The sequence below is a fragment of the Rahnella sikkimica genome, from assembly GCF_002951615.1.
Classification (GTDB): Bacteria; Pseudomonadota; Gammaproteobacteria; order Enterobacterales; family Enterobacteriaceae; genus Rahnella; species Rahnella sikkimica.
Map to the genome: position 1 here is coordinate 479,964 of NZ_CP019062.1, position 14,218 is coordinate 494,181.

Here is a 14,218-nt window from a genome sequence, read left to right on the forward strand (position 1 = left end):
CAGTCTGCGTTCGCAGTAAAAAACCGCCCACTTTGCAGGCGGCCTCCCTGCAAATCAGGAAACGTGTTGCAGGAACTCGCGCAGACGCTCACTCGGCGGGTTATTCACCAGATCCGCCGGTTTACCGTCTTCCGCAATACGCCCTTTATCGATGAAGATTAACCGTGATGCCACTTTCTCGGCGAAGCCGACTTCGTGCGTCACGATAACCATCGTCATGCCTTCTTCCGCCAGTTGCTTCATGACGGTCAGCACTTCATGACGCAGTTCCGGATCCAGCGCAGAGGTCGGCTCATCAAACAGCATCAGCTTAGGTTTTACCGCCAGCGCACGGGCAATCGCCACGCGCTGCTGCTGTCCACCGGAAAGCTCAGACGGATAGTGATGCGCACGTTCCGAAAGACCCACTTTCGCCAGCAACTCTTTCGCCAGTTTATTGGCTTCATCTTTCGACGCACCACGAACGCGGATCGGGCCGAAAGCCACGTTTTCCAGCGCGGTCATGTGCGGGAACAGATAGAACTGCTGGAACACCATACCGGCTTCCTGGCGGATCAGACGTTCGTCGACTTTCGGGTCATTCACTTTCAGGCCATCGACAATCAGCTCGCCGGACGTGATTTCTTCCAGCTTGTTGATGCAACGCAGCAAAGTGGATTTACCGGAACCGGACGGCCCGATAATAACCACGACTTCACCCTGAGAAATGTTCAGATCGATGTCGTGGAGCACCTGGGTTTTACCAAAGTGTTTTGAGACGTTCTTGAATTCAATCATATAATTTTCAGTTTGCGTTCTAAGCGGCGCAGAACAAAGCTCAGGGCCAGCGTGATGATCAGATAGATAACGGCAACCGCACTCCAGATTTCCATCGCGCGGAAGTTACCGGCGATGATTTCCTGGCCCTGACGGGTCAGCTCGGCGACACCGATAACGATAAACAGCGAGGTATCTTTAATACTCACAATCCACTGGTTGCCCAGCGGTGGCAACATGCGGCGCAACGCCAGCGGCATGATGATGTAACGCAAGGTCGCACGACGCGACAGACCCAGCGCCAGGCCCGCTTCGCGGAAACCGTTATGGATAGACAACACGGCACCACGCGTAATTTCAGCGATATAAGCACCGGAGTTGATCATGATTGTCACCACCGCCGCGCTGAACGGGTCGATACGCAGATCGGAAACCATCATCGGCAGTGCGAAATAAATGAACATCACCTGTACGACAATAGGCGTACCGCGAATGAGCTCGATAAAAACCAGTGCGATGTTGCTGCTAAACCAGCCACCAAACGCGCGGGCAAAACCCGCAATCACACCAATAATCAGACCGCCAACCAGACCGAGGACCGAGATCCACAATGTCATCTTGGCGCCTTCGAGCAGGATAGGCAGAGCGGGCCAAATTACGCTCCAGTCAAACTGCATGGATTATCTCCTGGTAAAACAACAAACTGCGCCTGACCGGAAGATTCTCCGTCAGGCGCTTCTTATCAAGTCAGATTTCTATAAAGAGGAACGACTTAAATGAACAAAACTTATTTAGGTTCTGTATCGAACCATTTTTTGTAGATTGCCGCGTAAGTACCATTCTCTTTGATGGTTTTCAGCGCCGCGTTGGCTTTCTCGCGCAGGTCACTGCCTTGCGGGAAGGCGATACCGTATTGCTGACCAGCCAGTGAATCACCGACGGCCTTGAACTGGCCTTTACCGGCAGTTTTGATGAAGTACAGAATGTTCGGGGTGTCGTGCATCACAGCATCCGCACGGCCTGTACCCAGTTCCATGTAAGCGCTGTCGATGTTCGGGAACTGACGCAGGTCTTTGGTCTGCACGTTGGCTTTCATGTAGTCAACGGAGCTGGTGCCGCTTTTCACTGCAACCACTTTGCCTTTCAGATCGTTAACGCTTTTGATGGCGTCATTATTGCTCTTAACCATCACCAGCAGGCCGCTGTTGTAATAGCCGTCAGAGAAATCGATCGCTTTTTTACGCTCAGGCGTGATGGTGATACCCGCCAGCGCCAGATCGATGTTGTGAGTTTGCAGAGCCGGGATGATGCCGCCGAAATCCATTGGTTTCAGTTCATAAGAGACTTTCATCTCTTTCGCGACCGCGTCCCACAGGTCGATATCGAAGCCGACGTACTTGTCGCCTTGTTTGAATTCAAACGGTACAAACGCAGTGTCGGTAGCTACGATCAGTTTTTTGTCTGCTGCGTGTGAGCTAACGGCAAAGGCCAGGGTCAGCGCGGCCAGGGAAACTTTTAAGAGTGACTTCATCGGTGGAATTTCCTTTGTACATATTATGGGAACGATCTTATGTTACGACGCTTATCTGCAAAATTCATGCCATTGTTCATCGCTATTTAAATTCAATGGCTTATCGTCTTGCTGAACCGTTCAAGCAGCGGAGTATTCTGTAAATGCCCTTTTGTGGTGCATTGTTACAGTTTGCAATGTTCTCTCGTGGTGCATCGCGTCATCATTAACCAGATGTTGTATTTTAAACAATCATTAATTAACAACTGCACCGCTGAAATGATAACTCGCTCTAACTTTTTCAGAACGTGCGTAAAACCACTGCTCAATATTGAAGCAGATGTAAAGAGGGGAAGGGTGAGTTCTGAGGAAAAATCGAGGCGAGTTGAACCATAATGGTGCAGCCGGTCATAAGAAAAAAATCTAGCGCAGCTGGCTGTCTTTACTTCCCCGGCGATTATATCCGGCGTGATCCTGCTGCTTTTTGTCCCGCTCAGCCTGACAGTTCACGCAATACTGAACGCCCTCCAGCGCTTTCCGGCGAGCTTCAGGAATAGGCTCCCCGCATTCCTGGCAAAAGTGCTCGCTTTCACCGTGCCCGAGCGACTGACGCGCACGGTCAACCGCATCATTCACTGTCGAATCAATCTGATCCTGAACTGCGCCATCTTGCGCCCATCCGCTTGCCATGCTGACCTCCGTAAAATTGAAAACGGGCTGGCAATAAATGCCAACCCGCTTTCGCATTGCTCACTCAGATTACCGCAGCCTGAACCCTGCGAAACCGGGGTGTGATTACTCGATATTCGATTCGATAAACCACAGGAATTTATCCAGATCGCGGGATGCCGCGGTGAAAATATCTGCGGTATCTTCGTCTTCCACTTCGCTGATGGCTTTGCGGGTATCGTTAGCGACAACCGCATAACGTTCTGCCAGCGCTTTCAGGTGTTCCTGAACAGTGTGGATATTGGTCGGGTAGCTTTTCAGCGGGGTTTTATCGTTAACTACCTGTACGGTACCCAACGCAACGCCGCCTAACTGCACAACACGTTCTGCGATGGTGTCCTGATGGTCGATAATCGCGGTGCGGAACCCGTCGAGCATTTCGTGGACGGCAATGAAATTTGCGCCACGCATGTTCCAGTGTGCCTGTTTGGTGATCAGCGACAAATCGATATATTCAGTCACCAGACGGTTGAGCACTTTGATGGTATTGAGTTTGACGCTTTCGTCTAAATCGTTGCGTGTGTAGATAAGTTCAGAAGATTTCGTTTTGACCAGTTTAGCGGTACTCATATTCATATCTCCTTGATTCATTAAATTAAACGCTAAATAATGTATTTCGTAACTGCATTCAGTATAGCAATAAATCACAATTTTGCAGGGCAGTCATTCCTATCGTTCTGATAGCGTGTGGCTAATAAAGCCTCTCGCTGCTTCATCTCTAACCTATCATACTGATTTTTCAGGTGGATAGGATTCGTCCGTAATTGGGCTTTTATCAACTTTTGAATAATCATTAATAGTGATAATTATTTTCATTTAAAACGCGGTAAATATTTTAGAATGTAACGGATGATGTGAATATATATTCATATTAGTCATGTAATAGGACGGGAAATAACAGTCAGTGCGGGTAATTATCTATTTTGGATGGAATAAAGAAAAACGGCAGAAGTATATCTGCCGTTTTAAACAGTCGTTTGGTGGGGATTACAGCGCCAGTGTCCCGCTGTAAAGCACCGCGCCGGTAGGTTGTCCGGTGGGAGAACCGCCATGAGGTTCGAGGCTGATCGCCAGCGTATAACCGGGGTCTGGCATTTTTGCGGCCAGCGTTAACTGTGTCGGTTGCTGGGTATTCAGTAATCCGAGTGAACGCGGTTTGCCGCCTGGTGGAATGGCCCACAGTTCCAGGCTGCGGTCTGCGGCCAGATCAGGCGCGCTGAGCGGTGTCAGCAATAAACTGCGGGTACTCATATCCACGCTGACCACCCATTGCCCGTTTTGTGGTCCCGCGCTGCTGCCCAGAATGGCGACCGGCGTCGGCGCGGCGGGTTGCACCAGAAGGTGAGGGATCAGCAATAATGCCGCCAGCCCGGCGGCCAGCGCCCAGCCGATATAACCGCGTACCGGCCTTTTGGGTGGCGCAGGGCGTTTCTCGGGTTGTAAGGCCAGATTGTGCTGGATCCGTTTCCAGACTGAAGCAGGGGGGATCACCGGGATAATCTGGTTATCGAGCTGCGTGAACGCCTCCTGCCAGCGGGCCACTTCTGCCGCTAACGCCGGGTCAGTGCGCATTTTCTGCTCGAACTGTATCCGCGCCGCGCCGCGCAAGGTGCCGAGTGCATATTCGGCTGCGAGGGCAGCCTGATAATGGCTTCTGCTTTTCATAGTCCGACGCAGCTCTTAAGGTGATCCAGGGCACGACGGATCCAGCTTTTTATCGTCCCCAGGGGTTGTTGTAAATGTGAGGAAACCTCGCCGTGAGACAGCCCCTGATAATAGGCAAGGATCAGGCTCTGTCGTTGTTCTGCGGGAAGGTGCGCCAGGCAGGCCGCCAGTATTTTGGCATCGCTGTCCTGTTGCAGCCGTTGCAAGGGTTCATCATCGTCGCTGGCATCGCTGTGTATGACATCGTCATCCAGCGCATCCAATTGGTTGTCGCTTCCGCGCATCCAGTCGATAGCGCGGTTGCGGACAATGTGTGTAAGCCAGGTCATCGGGGAACTGAGCGCCGGGTTGTAAGACGCGGCGCGGTTCCACGCGGTGATATAGCTGTCATGCAAAACTTCTTCTGCCCAGGCGTGTCGCCGCAACATGCGTAATGCAACGGCGAACAACCGGGGGGACGTCAGTCGGTATAACTGCTCAAATGCCTGACGATCGCCAACGGCCATGGCGCTCATTAACTCGCGCTGTACTTCAAGCGCTTTCTCTGGTGTTGGCTTACTGACTAAATTGTCATGCATTCGTCCGTCCCGACGCTCTGAGATACTGTTTCATAAGGGAATCCAGCTCTCAGTATAGTCGGTATTATTTAGGCAACAGCACAGTATCAATGACGTCGATCACACCGTTCTTCTGCTGGACGTCATAAGTGCTGATATTGGCGATATTCCCTTTGCCATCTTTCAGCTGAATATTGTGCGGGCCGTTATTCAGGATCCACAGGGGTTCGCCGTTCACGGTTTTCAGTTCTGCGGTGCCGTTGCCTTTTTTCAGCAGTTTTTCGAGATCTTTCATTTCATATTTACCTGCAACCACGTGATACGTGAGGATGCTGGTCAGGGTGGCTTTGTTTTCCGGTTTCACCAGATTTTCCACAGTGCCGGCAGGCAATTTGGCAAACGCGGCGTTAGTCGGTGCGAACACGGTGAACGGGCCTTTGGTTTGCAGGGTATCCACCAGACCGGCAGCTTTTACTGCGGCAACCAGCGTGGTGTGATCTTTGGAATTCAGGGCATTTTCTACGATATTTTTAGACGGATACATTTCAGCGCCACCGACCATGGTGGTGTCTTGAGACATCATTGCAGCCATTGACGCAGTGCTCAGCAGGATAGAAGCGCAGATAGCGGTACGGAGTAATGTTTTCATGATGGTGTCCTTCGTAAGTTGAGTAGGTAAGGTCTTGCCTCACATCTATACATACGAATGACCCCCTGCTTTTGGATGCAGGAAAAGATGAAATAAAGTGAAAAAGGCGAAAGTATTTTTCAATACATTGATAAAAAAGAAAAAAGCCACATCGCGATGACGTGGATTTTTTGCGGAGTCGGAAGAAATTTACTTCCCGGAAGGATTATTGCCCGGAATATCGACCGTTTCTAGTTTAGCTTTACGTTGCAGCGTCAGCGTAGAACCGGCGGAAGCGGCAATAATCGCCGCCAGCCCCAGCCACTGCGAGGCCGTCAGGAACTCGCCCAGGAAAATAATCCCGGAAAGCGCCGCCATGGCGGGTTCCATGCTCATCAGCGTGCCGAACGTTTTCGCCGGAAGTTTGGTCAGCGCCATCATTTCCAGCGAATACGGAATAGCGGATGTCAGCAGGGCGATCAGCAGACCTAACGGCAAAATCTCCCAGCTGAAAATAGAGGTATGCGCCTGGATTGCGCCAATCGGGAAGAAAATCAGCGCAGCAATCAGAGAACCCATTGCCGCTGTGCCGGGGCCATAGCTGCTGCCCGCTTTCTGACCAGCAAGGATATACACGGCCCAGCACGCACCGGCGATCAGCGCAAAACAGGCACCTTTAAGATCCACACCCCCCGCGCTTTGCCCGAGCGGCAGCAGGAACAATAAACCGACAACGGCCAGCACGACCCAGATGAAATCGACCGGGCGGCGCGAGGAAAACATCGCCACGGCAAGTGGCCCGGTGAATTCCAGTGCAACGGCAATGCCTAACGGTACAGTGCGCAGCGCCAGATAAAAGCTGTAGTTCATGCAACCGAGGGCGAGGCCGTACATCAGCAGCGAGCGGAAATTACCGCCACGCATTTTCAGCCGCCACGGTCGGAAATAGAGAAGTAACAAAATAGAGCCGATGCCCAGACGCAGCGCGGTCACACCCTGCGGGCCGACAATCGGAAACAGCGTTTTAGCCAGCGACGCACCGCCCTGTAATGAGAGCATCGCGACAAGTAATAACAGGATGGCGACCAGCGGCGAAGATTTCCGGGGTAAGGCAGGAAGCGGCGGGCCATTATTTTGCGTCGCCGCATCGTGCAGAGCGATCTGCTTTTCCTGCGGCTGATTGTGTTCTGACTGTGTCATCCGTTGCGCCTTTTGAGGTGATCCCATGAATCCGGAATCTTCATATTTATAGTTTTGAAAAGAAAGGTAAAGCGCCGTCAGTGTAGTGGGAAATCACGCGATAAAAAATCCTCAAAAAAAAGTTTTTCCAGAATCGGTTTCTTAAAAAATTGCTGAAAACTGGCGTTTTTTTGCCCAAAAATTTAGGAATTATCTGCTAATTCCAAAAAGTTCAATAAGTTTATCTTATAGTTTTAGTGACAAAAATCCCAATAAAATGAAAGGGATAGTTAGTGCTGGAAACTTCCTGTTACACCATATGATGCTTTGGACATCTTAATTGAGGCAGAGTTTCACACTGGTTTTTGTTATATTTTGGAACGTGAAGGTTACTTTGGTTTCTCTTTTTGAGGTGGTTTATGAAAAAAATTGCATGTCTTTCCGCATTAGCTTGCGTCGTAGCACTGGGTGTTTCCTCTAGCGCATTCGCTGGTACCAGCACCGTTTCTGCTGGTTACGCACAGGGTGACGCACAAGGCGTTGTAAACAAAGCAAACGGCTTCAACCTGAAGTACCGTTACGAGCAAGATAACAACCCACTGGGCGTTATCGGCTCTTTCACCTACATTCAGGATGACAGCAACCCAACTTCCGGTGATTACCGTAAAGCAGAATACTACGGCATCACTGCCGGTCCTGCTTACCGCATCAACGACTGGGTTTCTGCTTACGGCGTAATCGGTCTGGGCTACGGTAAATTCCAGTACAACGAAAACGTAGCGTCTACCGCTAACCGTCAAAAATCAGACACCAGCGATTATGGTTTCTCTTACGGTGCTGGTCTGCAGTTCAACCCAATCCAGAACGTTGCTCTGGACGTTTCCTACGAACAGTCCCGCATCCGCAGTGTTGATGTTGGTACCTGGATCGCAGGCGTGGGTTACAGCTTCTAATTCTTCGCCCTGTGTAGCGCTTGCCGCTACCCTCATGCGAAAACAAAAACCGCTCGAAAGAGCGGTTTTTTTATGTCTGTAATTCAGCGTATTTTGCTATCAAGCGGTTGCACGTTCATTCCACGCGTCGGTGAACTGAATATTTCCATCCCTATACTTCCAGGTGATCTTTTCATAGCGCAGGGCAACGCTTTCCATGTGGCCCGTTCCCGTACATTCCCGGGTATCGTGCATCACCGGTGAAATCGATATCACTTTGACTTCTTCAAGCAGGATATTGAAATATTCAACTTCTTGCCCCGCGTCGCTGATGCAATACCACCGGATTTCTGCCGATTTTAACGTTTGGCCTGTTGCGACAGCTTTGTACAAATAGGGAGATGCGCTATCAATTTCTTTTTCAAATTGAAATGGAGCATGTTGCCGGGTGCCGGTCAGTTTTCCTGTTGTACCGTCGGTGGGAATGCTCAGGTTGTGATGAATTCCTCTTAATTCTATGCTGCCTTCACGCCCCCTGACATCGGAGGAACCACGGATTGCCGCGCCGCCATCATCTTTAAGCCATAAGTGAACAGGTACAGCCATTGTTAAAACTCCTTTTTTAATTAATCGTACAACCAGCGGCCCGCTTTGGCCGATTCTATTAACATTCCGATAGTGAAATCGGGCACGGATATTGGTATTGGCTTTTTAAATGGATTCCATGAAATAGGTTCATACGGATAATATTTTTCAATAGCAAAGTTATCTCTCTGTACGTTAAATTCAGAAAAATACTTATCCATTAAATCCTCAGCTTCGCCGATATCTAACTTCAAATCTGTGTCCAGATCCGTCTCTGGTGTAAAAACTTCCTGCCTCTTTTTATTATTGAAAAGATAAACGCCGTTAAAAGGCCTGACCAGCGCGTATATACGTTGTTCAATATCATCTACCATAGCTTATCTTCACCCCGCGTAATCATGTTGTAGTCCCGTACTGTACGATAGGTTATTTCACTGATATCAACGAGAAGAATGACCTCACCAACAACGGGAATTGTTCGGCCGATAAAGGTACTTATTTTTGCAACCATTCTTCTTTCTACCGTCCAGGGTGTATATCCACCGACCCAGGTAGGCAGTGTTATGCCAAAAGGAAACTTAGCCGTTTTGAATATCCTCCTTACCGATTTCGACGCACGGGATGTTCCTTCCTTTGCTCCTTTAGGCTTTGTCCGGGTTTTCAGGTTATTCATTCCACTGTATAGCGCTACGACCGCACCAAAATCTGCGATGCCCAAACCAAATTGATCTACCGTGTTCTCACAAAAAATCATAAACAGGAGTTCACCGGCAGTCAGGTTGGATTTCCCTGCATAGAAGTAGGTTCCTTTTAGCTCTTCAAACGTATCCATACTTTCTCTTATTGTCGTATTTATGAGCCCTTGTATATTACGGGGGCTAAAATTCAGCAATATGGAGAAAGTGAACTCTGTCGTTAAAAAGCCAGTTTCTTGATCTGGGTTGTATATTTTGTGCTATTTGTCTAGGGTTTTAAAAATATAATGAATGAGCCATTAACTATTTAACTAATTAGTCAGGCTTAACTGAAAGGAGGTTTGGTTTTTTACGATAAGTGATTTAAATAATGGCATTGAAGTTATGATTTTCCGGCAGGGATTACAGGAAATGCCCTTTATTATTGACCCGGCTAATGAAATCCACTTATTGAATTTCAGCCAAAATCAAAGGTAAAGGGCTTGGGTTTTATCAAATCCCGCTAAACCAGTTATAACCCTGATCTTCCCAGTAACCGCCCGGATTAGTATTGGTGACGAAAATCGCGCCGATATGTTTGGCGTTTTTGAACCCTAGTTTGGTGGGCATTCTCAGACGCAGCGGATACCCGAAATCCGGAGGCAACGGTTTGCCGCCGAAATCCAGTGCCAGAATAGTTTGCGGATGCAGCGCGGTGGCCATATCAATGCTCGAGTAATAACGGTCATCGCATTTGAAGCCGACATATTTCGCGGTCAGATCGGCCCCGACGTGCTGAAGAAACGTTTTAAGTGGCACGCCTTTCCACTGTCCGATGGCGCTCCAGCCTTCAATGCAAATCAGCCGGGTGATCTGGCTTTCCTGCGGCAGGCGTTGCAGCTGTTCCAGCGTCCACGAGGTTTTCTTTTGCACCAGCCCGGACACTTCCAGCCGGTAATTCGGGATGTCGATTTCCGGCACGTTGTATTCAGGGTAATACGCGTTGAAACGGAATGGTGTCGTAATCTGGTCGGCGCGGTAAGTTTGGGCCAGCTTCTGCCCGCCGAATAACCAGCCCTGTACGCGGTCATTCCAGCGCGACATCGCCCAAAGCACTTTGTCGACTTCGTCACCGTCCTGCAAATTACAGCCGGTCAGCATAGAAACCGCACCGAGCGTTAACCCGGATCGCAGCAGTAAACGGCGCTGAATATTCACCAGTTGCTTGCGCTGGTCGGGTTCCACAATGATTTTTGGCCGTTGTGATTTTTCACTCATCGGCGCTTTCCTCTTTATTCATTGCCTTGCCGCCGGTAATCATCGCCACAAATGTTTTCGGCACCAGCAACACCATCAGGACATGAATGACCACAAACAGCATCACGCCACTCATCGCAAAAAAGTGTACATAACGGGCAATATCAAACCCGCCGAAAAGCCACACCAGCCCGCTGAACTGCACCGGTTTCCAGATGGATAAACCGGACAACACCAGCAGAAGGCCGAGCACCAGAACGCCGCTGTACATCAGTTTTTGCACGGCGTTGTACTGGCCCAGTTTATGCGGCAGATGAAAGGTCAGGGCGCGAACGGTATCGCGCCAGACCGTGCGGGGAGTAAACGGGAAAAAGTCCCGTTTGAAGTGGCCGCTGAAAACGCCCCACAACAGATAAAATAGGGCGTTAGCCGCCAGCAACCACATCACAGCGAGATGCCAGGCGATGTTGCCGCCCAGCCAGCCGCCGAGGGTGGTACTTTGCGGGAACGTAAAGGTGAACAGGGGATCCGCGTTATAAATCCCCCAGCCGCTCATCACCATGCCGATCATTGCCAGAAGATTAATCCAGTGGCTGATGCGCACCGGCCAGGAATGGATCCTGCGTTTTCGAACTGAAGAGGGCTGAGGTTTCACGATAAAATCCCTGTTGATTTGGCCGATTACATCGGTGGCGCGATGCCGTCTTTACCGGCTGCGATGCCACGGGCAACCAGCGCACCTTTGTCATCTTTCATCGCGAACAGCACGATTTTAGTGCCCGGTTTCAGCAGGCTTCGGTCGCCGGGTGCCAGCAGAACAACAGGCACATCGTCAGGTACAACGACAGTTTTCTCAGCATCGTGATATTTGACGGTCAGCGTGCGGCCATTGCTGTTCACCAGCTTGCCGACGGTGCCGTTGGTCATGGTGTTGATTTTGCCGTCAGCCGATTCAAACGGGTTAAAGCCTTCACCGCTGCCGCGCAGGCTTGGCGCGAAGACGTGCACTTCCAGCGCTTTCAGCGTGCCGTCAGCCTGCGGAACTGCGGCTGTACCGATGAAACTGTCGGGTTTGATATCACTGATCTGGCCTTTGGTGACGGCGTTGATCTTGGTCTGGTCTGTCAGCTTAACATCGAGCTTTTCACCCTGACGCGTGGTGATTTGCACAGATGAATCATTAACTGAATCAATGGTTCCGCGTGTAGGCTTGATCACGTTATCGGCTGCAAAAGCCGAGGACATTCCGCTGCACATCAGCAGGGAACCCAGTAATAAACCGGCAAGGCGTGTAGGTGTGTTCATTATCAACTCTCCATTTTCTAGCGTGATTTCATTCTGTTAGATGAATCACTGAACCAGCCAGTGATGAATAACTCCATTAAGAGTGGACGATAAACCGGGATCGGTTGATGACAAATTGATGACAAAATTGTCATCAAAGGTGTCTGCTGAAACTGTTAAACTTTCCTCCGAATCATTCTTTGGGAGAATGGTCTTGCGGCGCTGAGGGCCTGAATGCGGATACTGGTAATAGAAGATGATGTCAGCACAGGCGACTACCTGAAAAAAGGGCTGACGGAAGCGGGTTACAGCGTGGATCTGGCGCGTAACGGCGCAGATGGCTTGTTTCTGGCGCTGGAAGCAGGCTATGACACTGTGATCCTCGACGTCATGCTGCCCGGCCTTGATGGCTGGCAGGTGATGGAAGTGCTGCGTAAAAAGAGTGATGTGCCGGTGCTGTTTCTGACGGCGCGTGACGAAGTGCAGGATCGCATTCACGGGCTGGAACTTGGCGCTGATGATTATCTGATTAAACCGTTTTCATTCACCGAACTGGTGCTGCGCATCCGCACTTTACTGCGCCGCCCGACGGCGCGCGAGCCGGATACGTTTTCTGTCGCCGATCTGAATCTGGATGTGCTGCGCCGCCGCGTCAGCCGTCAGGATCAAACCATCGCGCTGACCAATAAAGAGTTCATGTTGCTGGAGCTGCTGATGCGCCGCGAAGGCGAAGTGCTCTCGCGCACTATGATCGCCTCACAGGTCTGGGACATGAATTTTGACAGTGATACCAACGTCGTGGATGTGGCGGTTAAACGCCTGCGCGCCAAGGTGGATCGCGCCTTTGACGTGAAACTGATCCATACCGTGCGTGGCATTGGCTACGTGTGTGAAGTGCGCAATGACTAACGTGATGAAAAAAACTGCCCGCCCGTCCGCCTCAAAAAGGGCGATGTCACTGACCTTACGGGCCACATTGCTGTTTGCACTGATTGCCTCGCTGGTGGTCAGCGCCGTCGGTTTTTATCTCTATTATTCGATAGATAAAGAACTGGTGCGCCGCGCGGATTATCAGGTCAGCGGGCGGGTGCAGTATTTCCGTCATCTGCTGGCGAATGAATTTCCGTTATCGCAACTGAGCCGCAATCCCGGTTTGTTTGAAAATATGCTTGGCAACGAACGCGATATTCTGACTTTTCGTCTTGAAGGCCAGCCGCCGCTGATTAACGTCAATCCTTCGCAACTGAACTTACCGCCGGTTACGCCGGTGCCCGACGGCCAGCCGCTCACTTTGGAAACCGTGCATCACCTGATGGCACCGGACGGTACGCCGGTGCGCTTTGCCCGCGCAGATGTGCGGATCGAGGATGGCAGAACGGTCGAAATTACCGGTGCGCACTTCATGACGGAGGAGTCACGCCTGCTGGAAACCTTCCGCTGGGAAATCATGGGTGCCGTGCTGTTCGCCTATTTGCTGATTGCCGCACTGGGCTATGTCGTGATCCGAAGAGGGTTAAAGCCTTTACGCAACATGGCGCTGGAGGCCACGCAAATTCATCCGTCCAGCCTGTCTACCCGTCTGAGCACGGAAAACGCGCCCCAGGAATTGCAGCAACTTATCTATTCTTTCAACGACATGCTGGAAAGACTGGCGGAAGGGTATCAGCGCCTTACGCAGTTTTCAGCCGATCTGGCGCATGAAATCCGCACACCGGTGGGTGCGCTGATGGGGCACTGTCAGGTGGCGTTGTACCAGCCGCGCTCAGTCGAAGAGTACGAAACGCTGCTGGCGAACAATATGGAAGAGCTGGAACGCATTTCCCGCATGGTGGAAAACATCCTGTTTCTTGCCCGCGCGACCAATGCGCGGTCTGTTTTAACCATCACCGGTATTGATGTTTCCTCTGAAATTACCCGCATTCAGGAATATTTCGAAGGGCTGGCGGAAGAAAGGGAAATGGTACTGGTCGGTGAAGGGCAGGGGGTGTTGTACGCGGATGCCATTTTGTTTCAGCGCGCGATCAGCAATCTTGTCGCCAACGCCGTGCGTTACGGGCATGAAGGCAGCACCATCACAATCAGCGCCCAGCCGCAGGGGAAAGGCATGGAGATTCATGTGATCAGCCAGGGCAATCTTATCCCGCCGGAAAAACTGGGCAAACTGTTCGACCGTTTCTATCGTGCCGACGCATCGCGCAGCGAAGGCGGCAGTTCCAGCGGCCTCGGGTTATCTATCGTTCAGGCGATTATGGCGCTGCATCAGGGGAGTGTCCGGGTAACAAGTTCTGCGCAAGGCGAGACGATATTTACGCTGTCATTCCCGGAGCCAGTATCTGATCCGGATCACAGGCTTTCTTAATATTTCTTCAACGTTCTTAAAAAAGTTCATAAAAGTTGAGCGAAATAACATTTTTTAGTTATTGAAAAATAAGGATTTCGTTAATTTAGTTACATTATCACAT

18 protein-coding genes are annotated in these 14,218 nt (G+C 50.7%); 3 read left to right on the forward strand and 15 right to left on the reverse strand.

Annotation, left to right across the window (positions count from 1 at the left end):
- Window positions 1-54: 54 nt before the first annotated feature.
- The 9 genes from glnQ to rhtA form a co-directional block, all read right to left on the reverse strand.
- Complete coding sequence (gene glnQ / locus BV494_RS02160; protein ID WP_104921364.1) at window positions 55-777, reverse strand: glutamine ABC transporter ATP-binding protein GlnQ; 723 nt, start codon at window positions 775-777, stop codon at window positions 55-57.
- Entirely contained in the window at window positions 774-1,433 is a 660-nt protein-coding gene (gene glnP, locus BV494_RS02165) for a glutamine ABC transporter permease GlnP (RefSeq protein WP_104921365.1), read from the reverse strand. Before glnP ends, glnQ begins: the two co-directional genes overlap by 4 nt.
- A 110-nt stretch (window positions 1,434-1,543) precedes the next feature.
- Window positions 1,544-2,287, reverse strand: a complete 744-nt coding sequence (glnH, locus tag BV494_RS02170) for a glutamine ABC transporter substrate-binding protein GlnH (protein ID WP_104921366.1) — start codon at window positions 2,285-2,287, stop codon at window positions 1,544-1,546.
- 402 nt (window positions 2,288-2,689) lie between these two features.
- Window positions 2,690-2,956, reverse strand: a complete 267-nt coding sequence (locus BV494_RS02175) for a DksA/TraR family C4-type zinc finger protein (protein ID WP_104921367.1) — start codon at window positions 2,954-2,956, stop codon at window positions 2,690-2,692.
- Between the two features lie 105 nt (window positions 2,957-3,061).
- The gene (gene dps / locus BV494_RS02180) at window positions 3,062-3,565 is read right to left on the reverse strand and encodes a DNA starvation/stationary phase protection protein Dps (RefSeq protein WP_015696542.1); all 504 of its coding nucleotides are present in this window, start codon (window positions 3,563-3,565) and stop codon (window positions 3,062-3,064) included.
- Between the two features lie 417 nt (window positions 3,566-3,982).
- Window positions 3,983-4,660 (reverse strand): anti-sigma factor, encoded by a 678-nt coding sequence (locus BV494_RS02185; protein WP_104921368.1) that lies wholly within the window; start codon window positions 4,658-4,660, stop codon window positions 3,983-3,985.
- Entirely contained in the window at window positions 4,657-5,238 is a 582-nt protein-coding gene (locus BV494_RS02190) for a sigma-70 family RNA polymerase sigma factor (RefSeq protein ID WP_104921369.1), read from the reverse strand. The genes BV494_RS02185 and BV494_RS02190 overlap by 4 nt, the downstream gene beginning before the upstream one ends.
- A gap of 64 nt (window positions 5,239-5,302) precedes the next feature.
- On the reverse strand, window positions 5,303-5,866 hold the full coding sequence (locus BV494_RS02195; RefSeq protein WP_104921370.1) for a fasciclin domain-containing protein: 564 nt from the start codon (window positions 5,864-5,866) through the stop codon (window positions 5,303-5,305).
- 189 nt (window positions 5,867-6,055) lie between these two features.
- A complete protein-coding gene (gene rhtA / locus BV494_RS02200) occupies window positions 6,056-7,045 on the reverse strand; it encodes a threonine/homoserine exporter RhtA (protein ID WP_104921371.1) in 990 nt (329 codons plus the stop codon).
- 398 nt (window positions 7,046-7,443) lie between these two features.
- Between rhtA and ompX the strand changes: the two genes are divergently transcribed.
- Window positions 7,444-7,977, forward strand: a complete 534-nt coding sequence (ompX, locus tag BV494_RS02205; protein ID WP_104921372.1) for an outer membrane protein OmpX — start codon at window positions 7,444-7,446, stop codon at window positions 7,975-7,977.
- A 99-nt stretch (window positions 7,978-8,076) separates the two neighbouring features.
- On the opposite strand, the gene BV494_RS02210 is transcribed toward ompX, so the two are convergent.
- The 6 genes from BV494_RS02210 to BV494_RS02235 all read right to left on the reverse strand — a co-directional run bounded on the left by BV494_RS02210 (window position 8,077) and on the right by BV494_RS02235 (window position 11,777).
- On the reverse strand, window positions 8,077-8,562 hold the full coding sequence (locus tag BV494_RS02210) for an Hcp family type VI secretion system effector (RefSeq protein WP_104921373.1): 486 nt from the start codon (window positions 8,560-8,562) through the stop codon (window positions 8,077-8,079).
- Between the two features lie 20 nt (window positions 8,563-8,582).
- Entirely contained in the window at window positions 8,583-8,915 is a 333-nt protein-coding gene (locus tag BV494_RS02215; RefSeq protein ID WP_104921374.1) for a DUF1493 family protein, read from the reverse strand.
- Window positions 8,909-9,373, reverse strand: coding sequence for an STM2901 family protein (locus tag BV494_RS02220; RefSeq protein WP_104921375.1), 465 nt, complete (start codon window positions 9,371-9,373; stop codon window positions 8,909-8,911). Before BV494_RS02220 ends, BV494_RS02215 begins: the two co-directional genes overlap by 7 nt.
- Window positions 9,374-9,728: 355 nt before the next feature.
- Window positions 9,729-10,493 (reverse strand): molybdopterin-dependent oxidoreductase, encoded by a 765-nt coding sequence (locus tag BV494_RS02225; RefSeq protein ID WP_104921376.1) that lies wholly within the window; start codon window positions 10,491-10,493, stop codon window positions 9,729-9,731.
- Entirely contained in the window at window positions 10,486-11,127 is a 642-nt protein-coding gene (locus tag BV494_RS02230) for a cytochrome b/b6 domain-containing protein (RefSeq protein WP_104921377.1), read from the reverse strand. The genes BV494_RS02225 and BV494_RS02230 overlap by 8 nt, the downstream gene beginning before the upstream one ends.
- A 26-nt stretch (window positions 11,128-11,153) precedes the next feature.
- A complete protein-coding gene (locus tag BV494_RS02235; protein ID WP_104921378.1) occupies window positions 11,154-11,777 on the reverse strand; it encodes a hypothetical protein in 624 nt (207 codons plus the stop codon).
- A 213-nt stretch (window positions 11,778-11,990) separates the two neighbouring features.
- Here BV494_RS02235 and BV494_RS02240 point away from each other — a divergent pair, with 213 nt between their 5' ends.
- Together BV494_RS02240 and BV494_RS02245 are read left to right on the forward strand one after the other, a co-directional pair.
- Window positions 11,991-12,665: a heavy metal response regulator transcription factor gene (locus tag BV494_RS02240; RefSeq protein WP_104921379.1), complete on the forward strand. Its 675-nt coding sequence runs from the start codon at window positions 11,991-11,993 to the stop codon at window positions 12,663-12,665.
- 4 nt (window positions 12,666-12,669) lie between these two features.
- Window positions 12,670-14,115 (forward strand): heavy metal sensor histidine kinase, encoded by a 1,446-nt coding sequence (locus BV494_RS02245; protein WP_226790010.1) that lies wholly within the window; start codon window positions 12,670-12,672, stop codon window positions 14,113-14,115.
- Window positions 14,116-14,218 lie beyond the last annotated feature (103 nt).

What these genes read in the sequence shown, in the direction of transcription:
- glnQ (WP_104921364.1), bottom strand. Translation starts at nt 777, where the DNA reads ATGATTGAATTCAAGAACGTCTCAAAACACTTTGGTAAAACCCAGGTG.
- glnP (WP_104921365.1), bottom strand. Translation starts at nt 1,433, where the DNA reads ATGCAGTTTGACTGGAGCGTAATTTGGCCCGCTCTGCCTATCCTGCTC.
- glnH (WP_104921366.1), bottom strand. Translation starts at nt 2,287, where the DNA reads ATGAAGTCACTCTTAAAAGTTTCCCTGGCCGCGCTGACCCTGGCCTTT.
- BV494_RS02175 (WP_104921367.1), bottom strand. Translation starts at nt 2,956, where the DNA reads ATGGCAAGCGGATGGGCGCAAGATGGCGCAGTTCAGGATCAGATTGAT.
- dps (WP_015696542.1), bottom strand. Translation starts at nt 3,565, where the DNA reads ATGAGTACCGCTAAACTGGTCAAAACGAAATCTTCTGAACTTATCTAC.
- BV494_RS02185 (WP_104921368.1), bottom strand. Translation starts at nt 4,660, where the DNA reads ATGAAAAGCAGAAGCCATTATCAGGCTGCCCTCGCAGCCGAATATGCA.
- BV494_RS02190 (WP_104921369.1), bottom strand. Translation starts at nt 5,238, where the DNA reads ATGCATGACAATTTAGTCAGTAAGCCAACACCAGAGAAAGCGCTTGAA.
- BV494_RS02195 (WP_104921370.1), bottom strand. Translation starts at nt 5,866, where the DNA reads ATGAAAACATTACTCCGTACCGCTATCTGCGCTTCTATCCTGCTGAGC.
- rhtA (WP_104921371.1), bottom strand. Translation starts at nt 7,045, where the DNA reads ATGACACAGTCAGAACACAATCAGCCGCAGGAAAAGCAGATCGCTCTG.
- ompX (WP_104921372.1), top strand. Translation starts at nt 7,444, where the DNA reads ATGAAAAAAATTGCATGTCTTTCCGCATTAGCTTGCGTCGTAGCACTG.
- BV494_RS02210 (WP_104921373.1), bottom strand. Translation starts at nt 8,562, where the DNA reads ATGGCTGTACCTGTTCACTTATGGCTTAAAGATGATGGCGGCGCGGCA.
- BV494_RS02215 (WP_104921374.1), bottom strand. Translation starts at nt 8,915, where the DNA reads ATGGTAGATGATATTGAACAACGTATATACGCGCTGGTCAGGCCTTTT.
- BV494_RS02220 (WP_104921375.1), bottom strand. Translation starts at nt 9,373, where the DNA reads ATGGATACGTTTGAAGAGCTAAAAGGAACCTACTTCTATGCAGGGAAA.
- BV494_RS02225 (WP_104921376.1), bottom strand. Translation starts at nt 10,493, where the DNA reads ATGAGTGAAAAATCACAACGGCCAAAAATCATTGTGGAACCCGACCAG.
- BV494_RS02235 (WP_104921378.1), bottom strand. Translation starts at nt 11,777, where the DNA reads ATGAACACACCTACACGCCTTGCCGGTTTATTACTGGGTTCCCTGCTG.
- BV494_RS02240 (WP_104921379.1), top strand. Translation starts at nt 11,991, where the DNA reads ATGCGGATACTGGTAATAGAAGATGATGTCAGCACAGGCGACTACCTG.
- BV494_RS02245 (WP_226790010.1), top strand. Translation starts at nt 12,670, where the DNA reads ATGAAAAAAACTGCCCGCCCGTCCGCCTCAAAAAGGGCGATGTCACTG.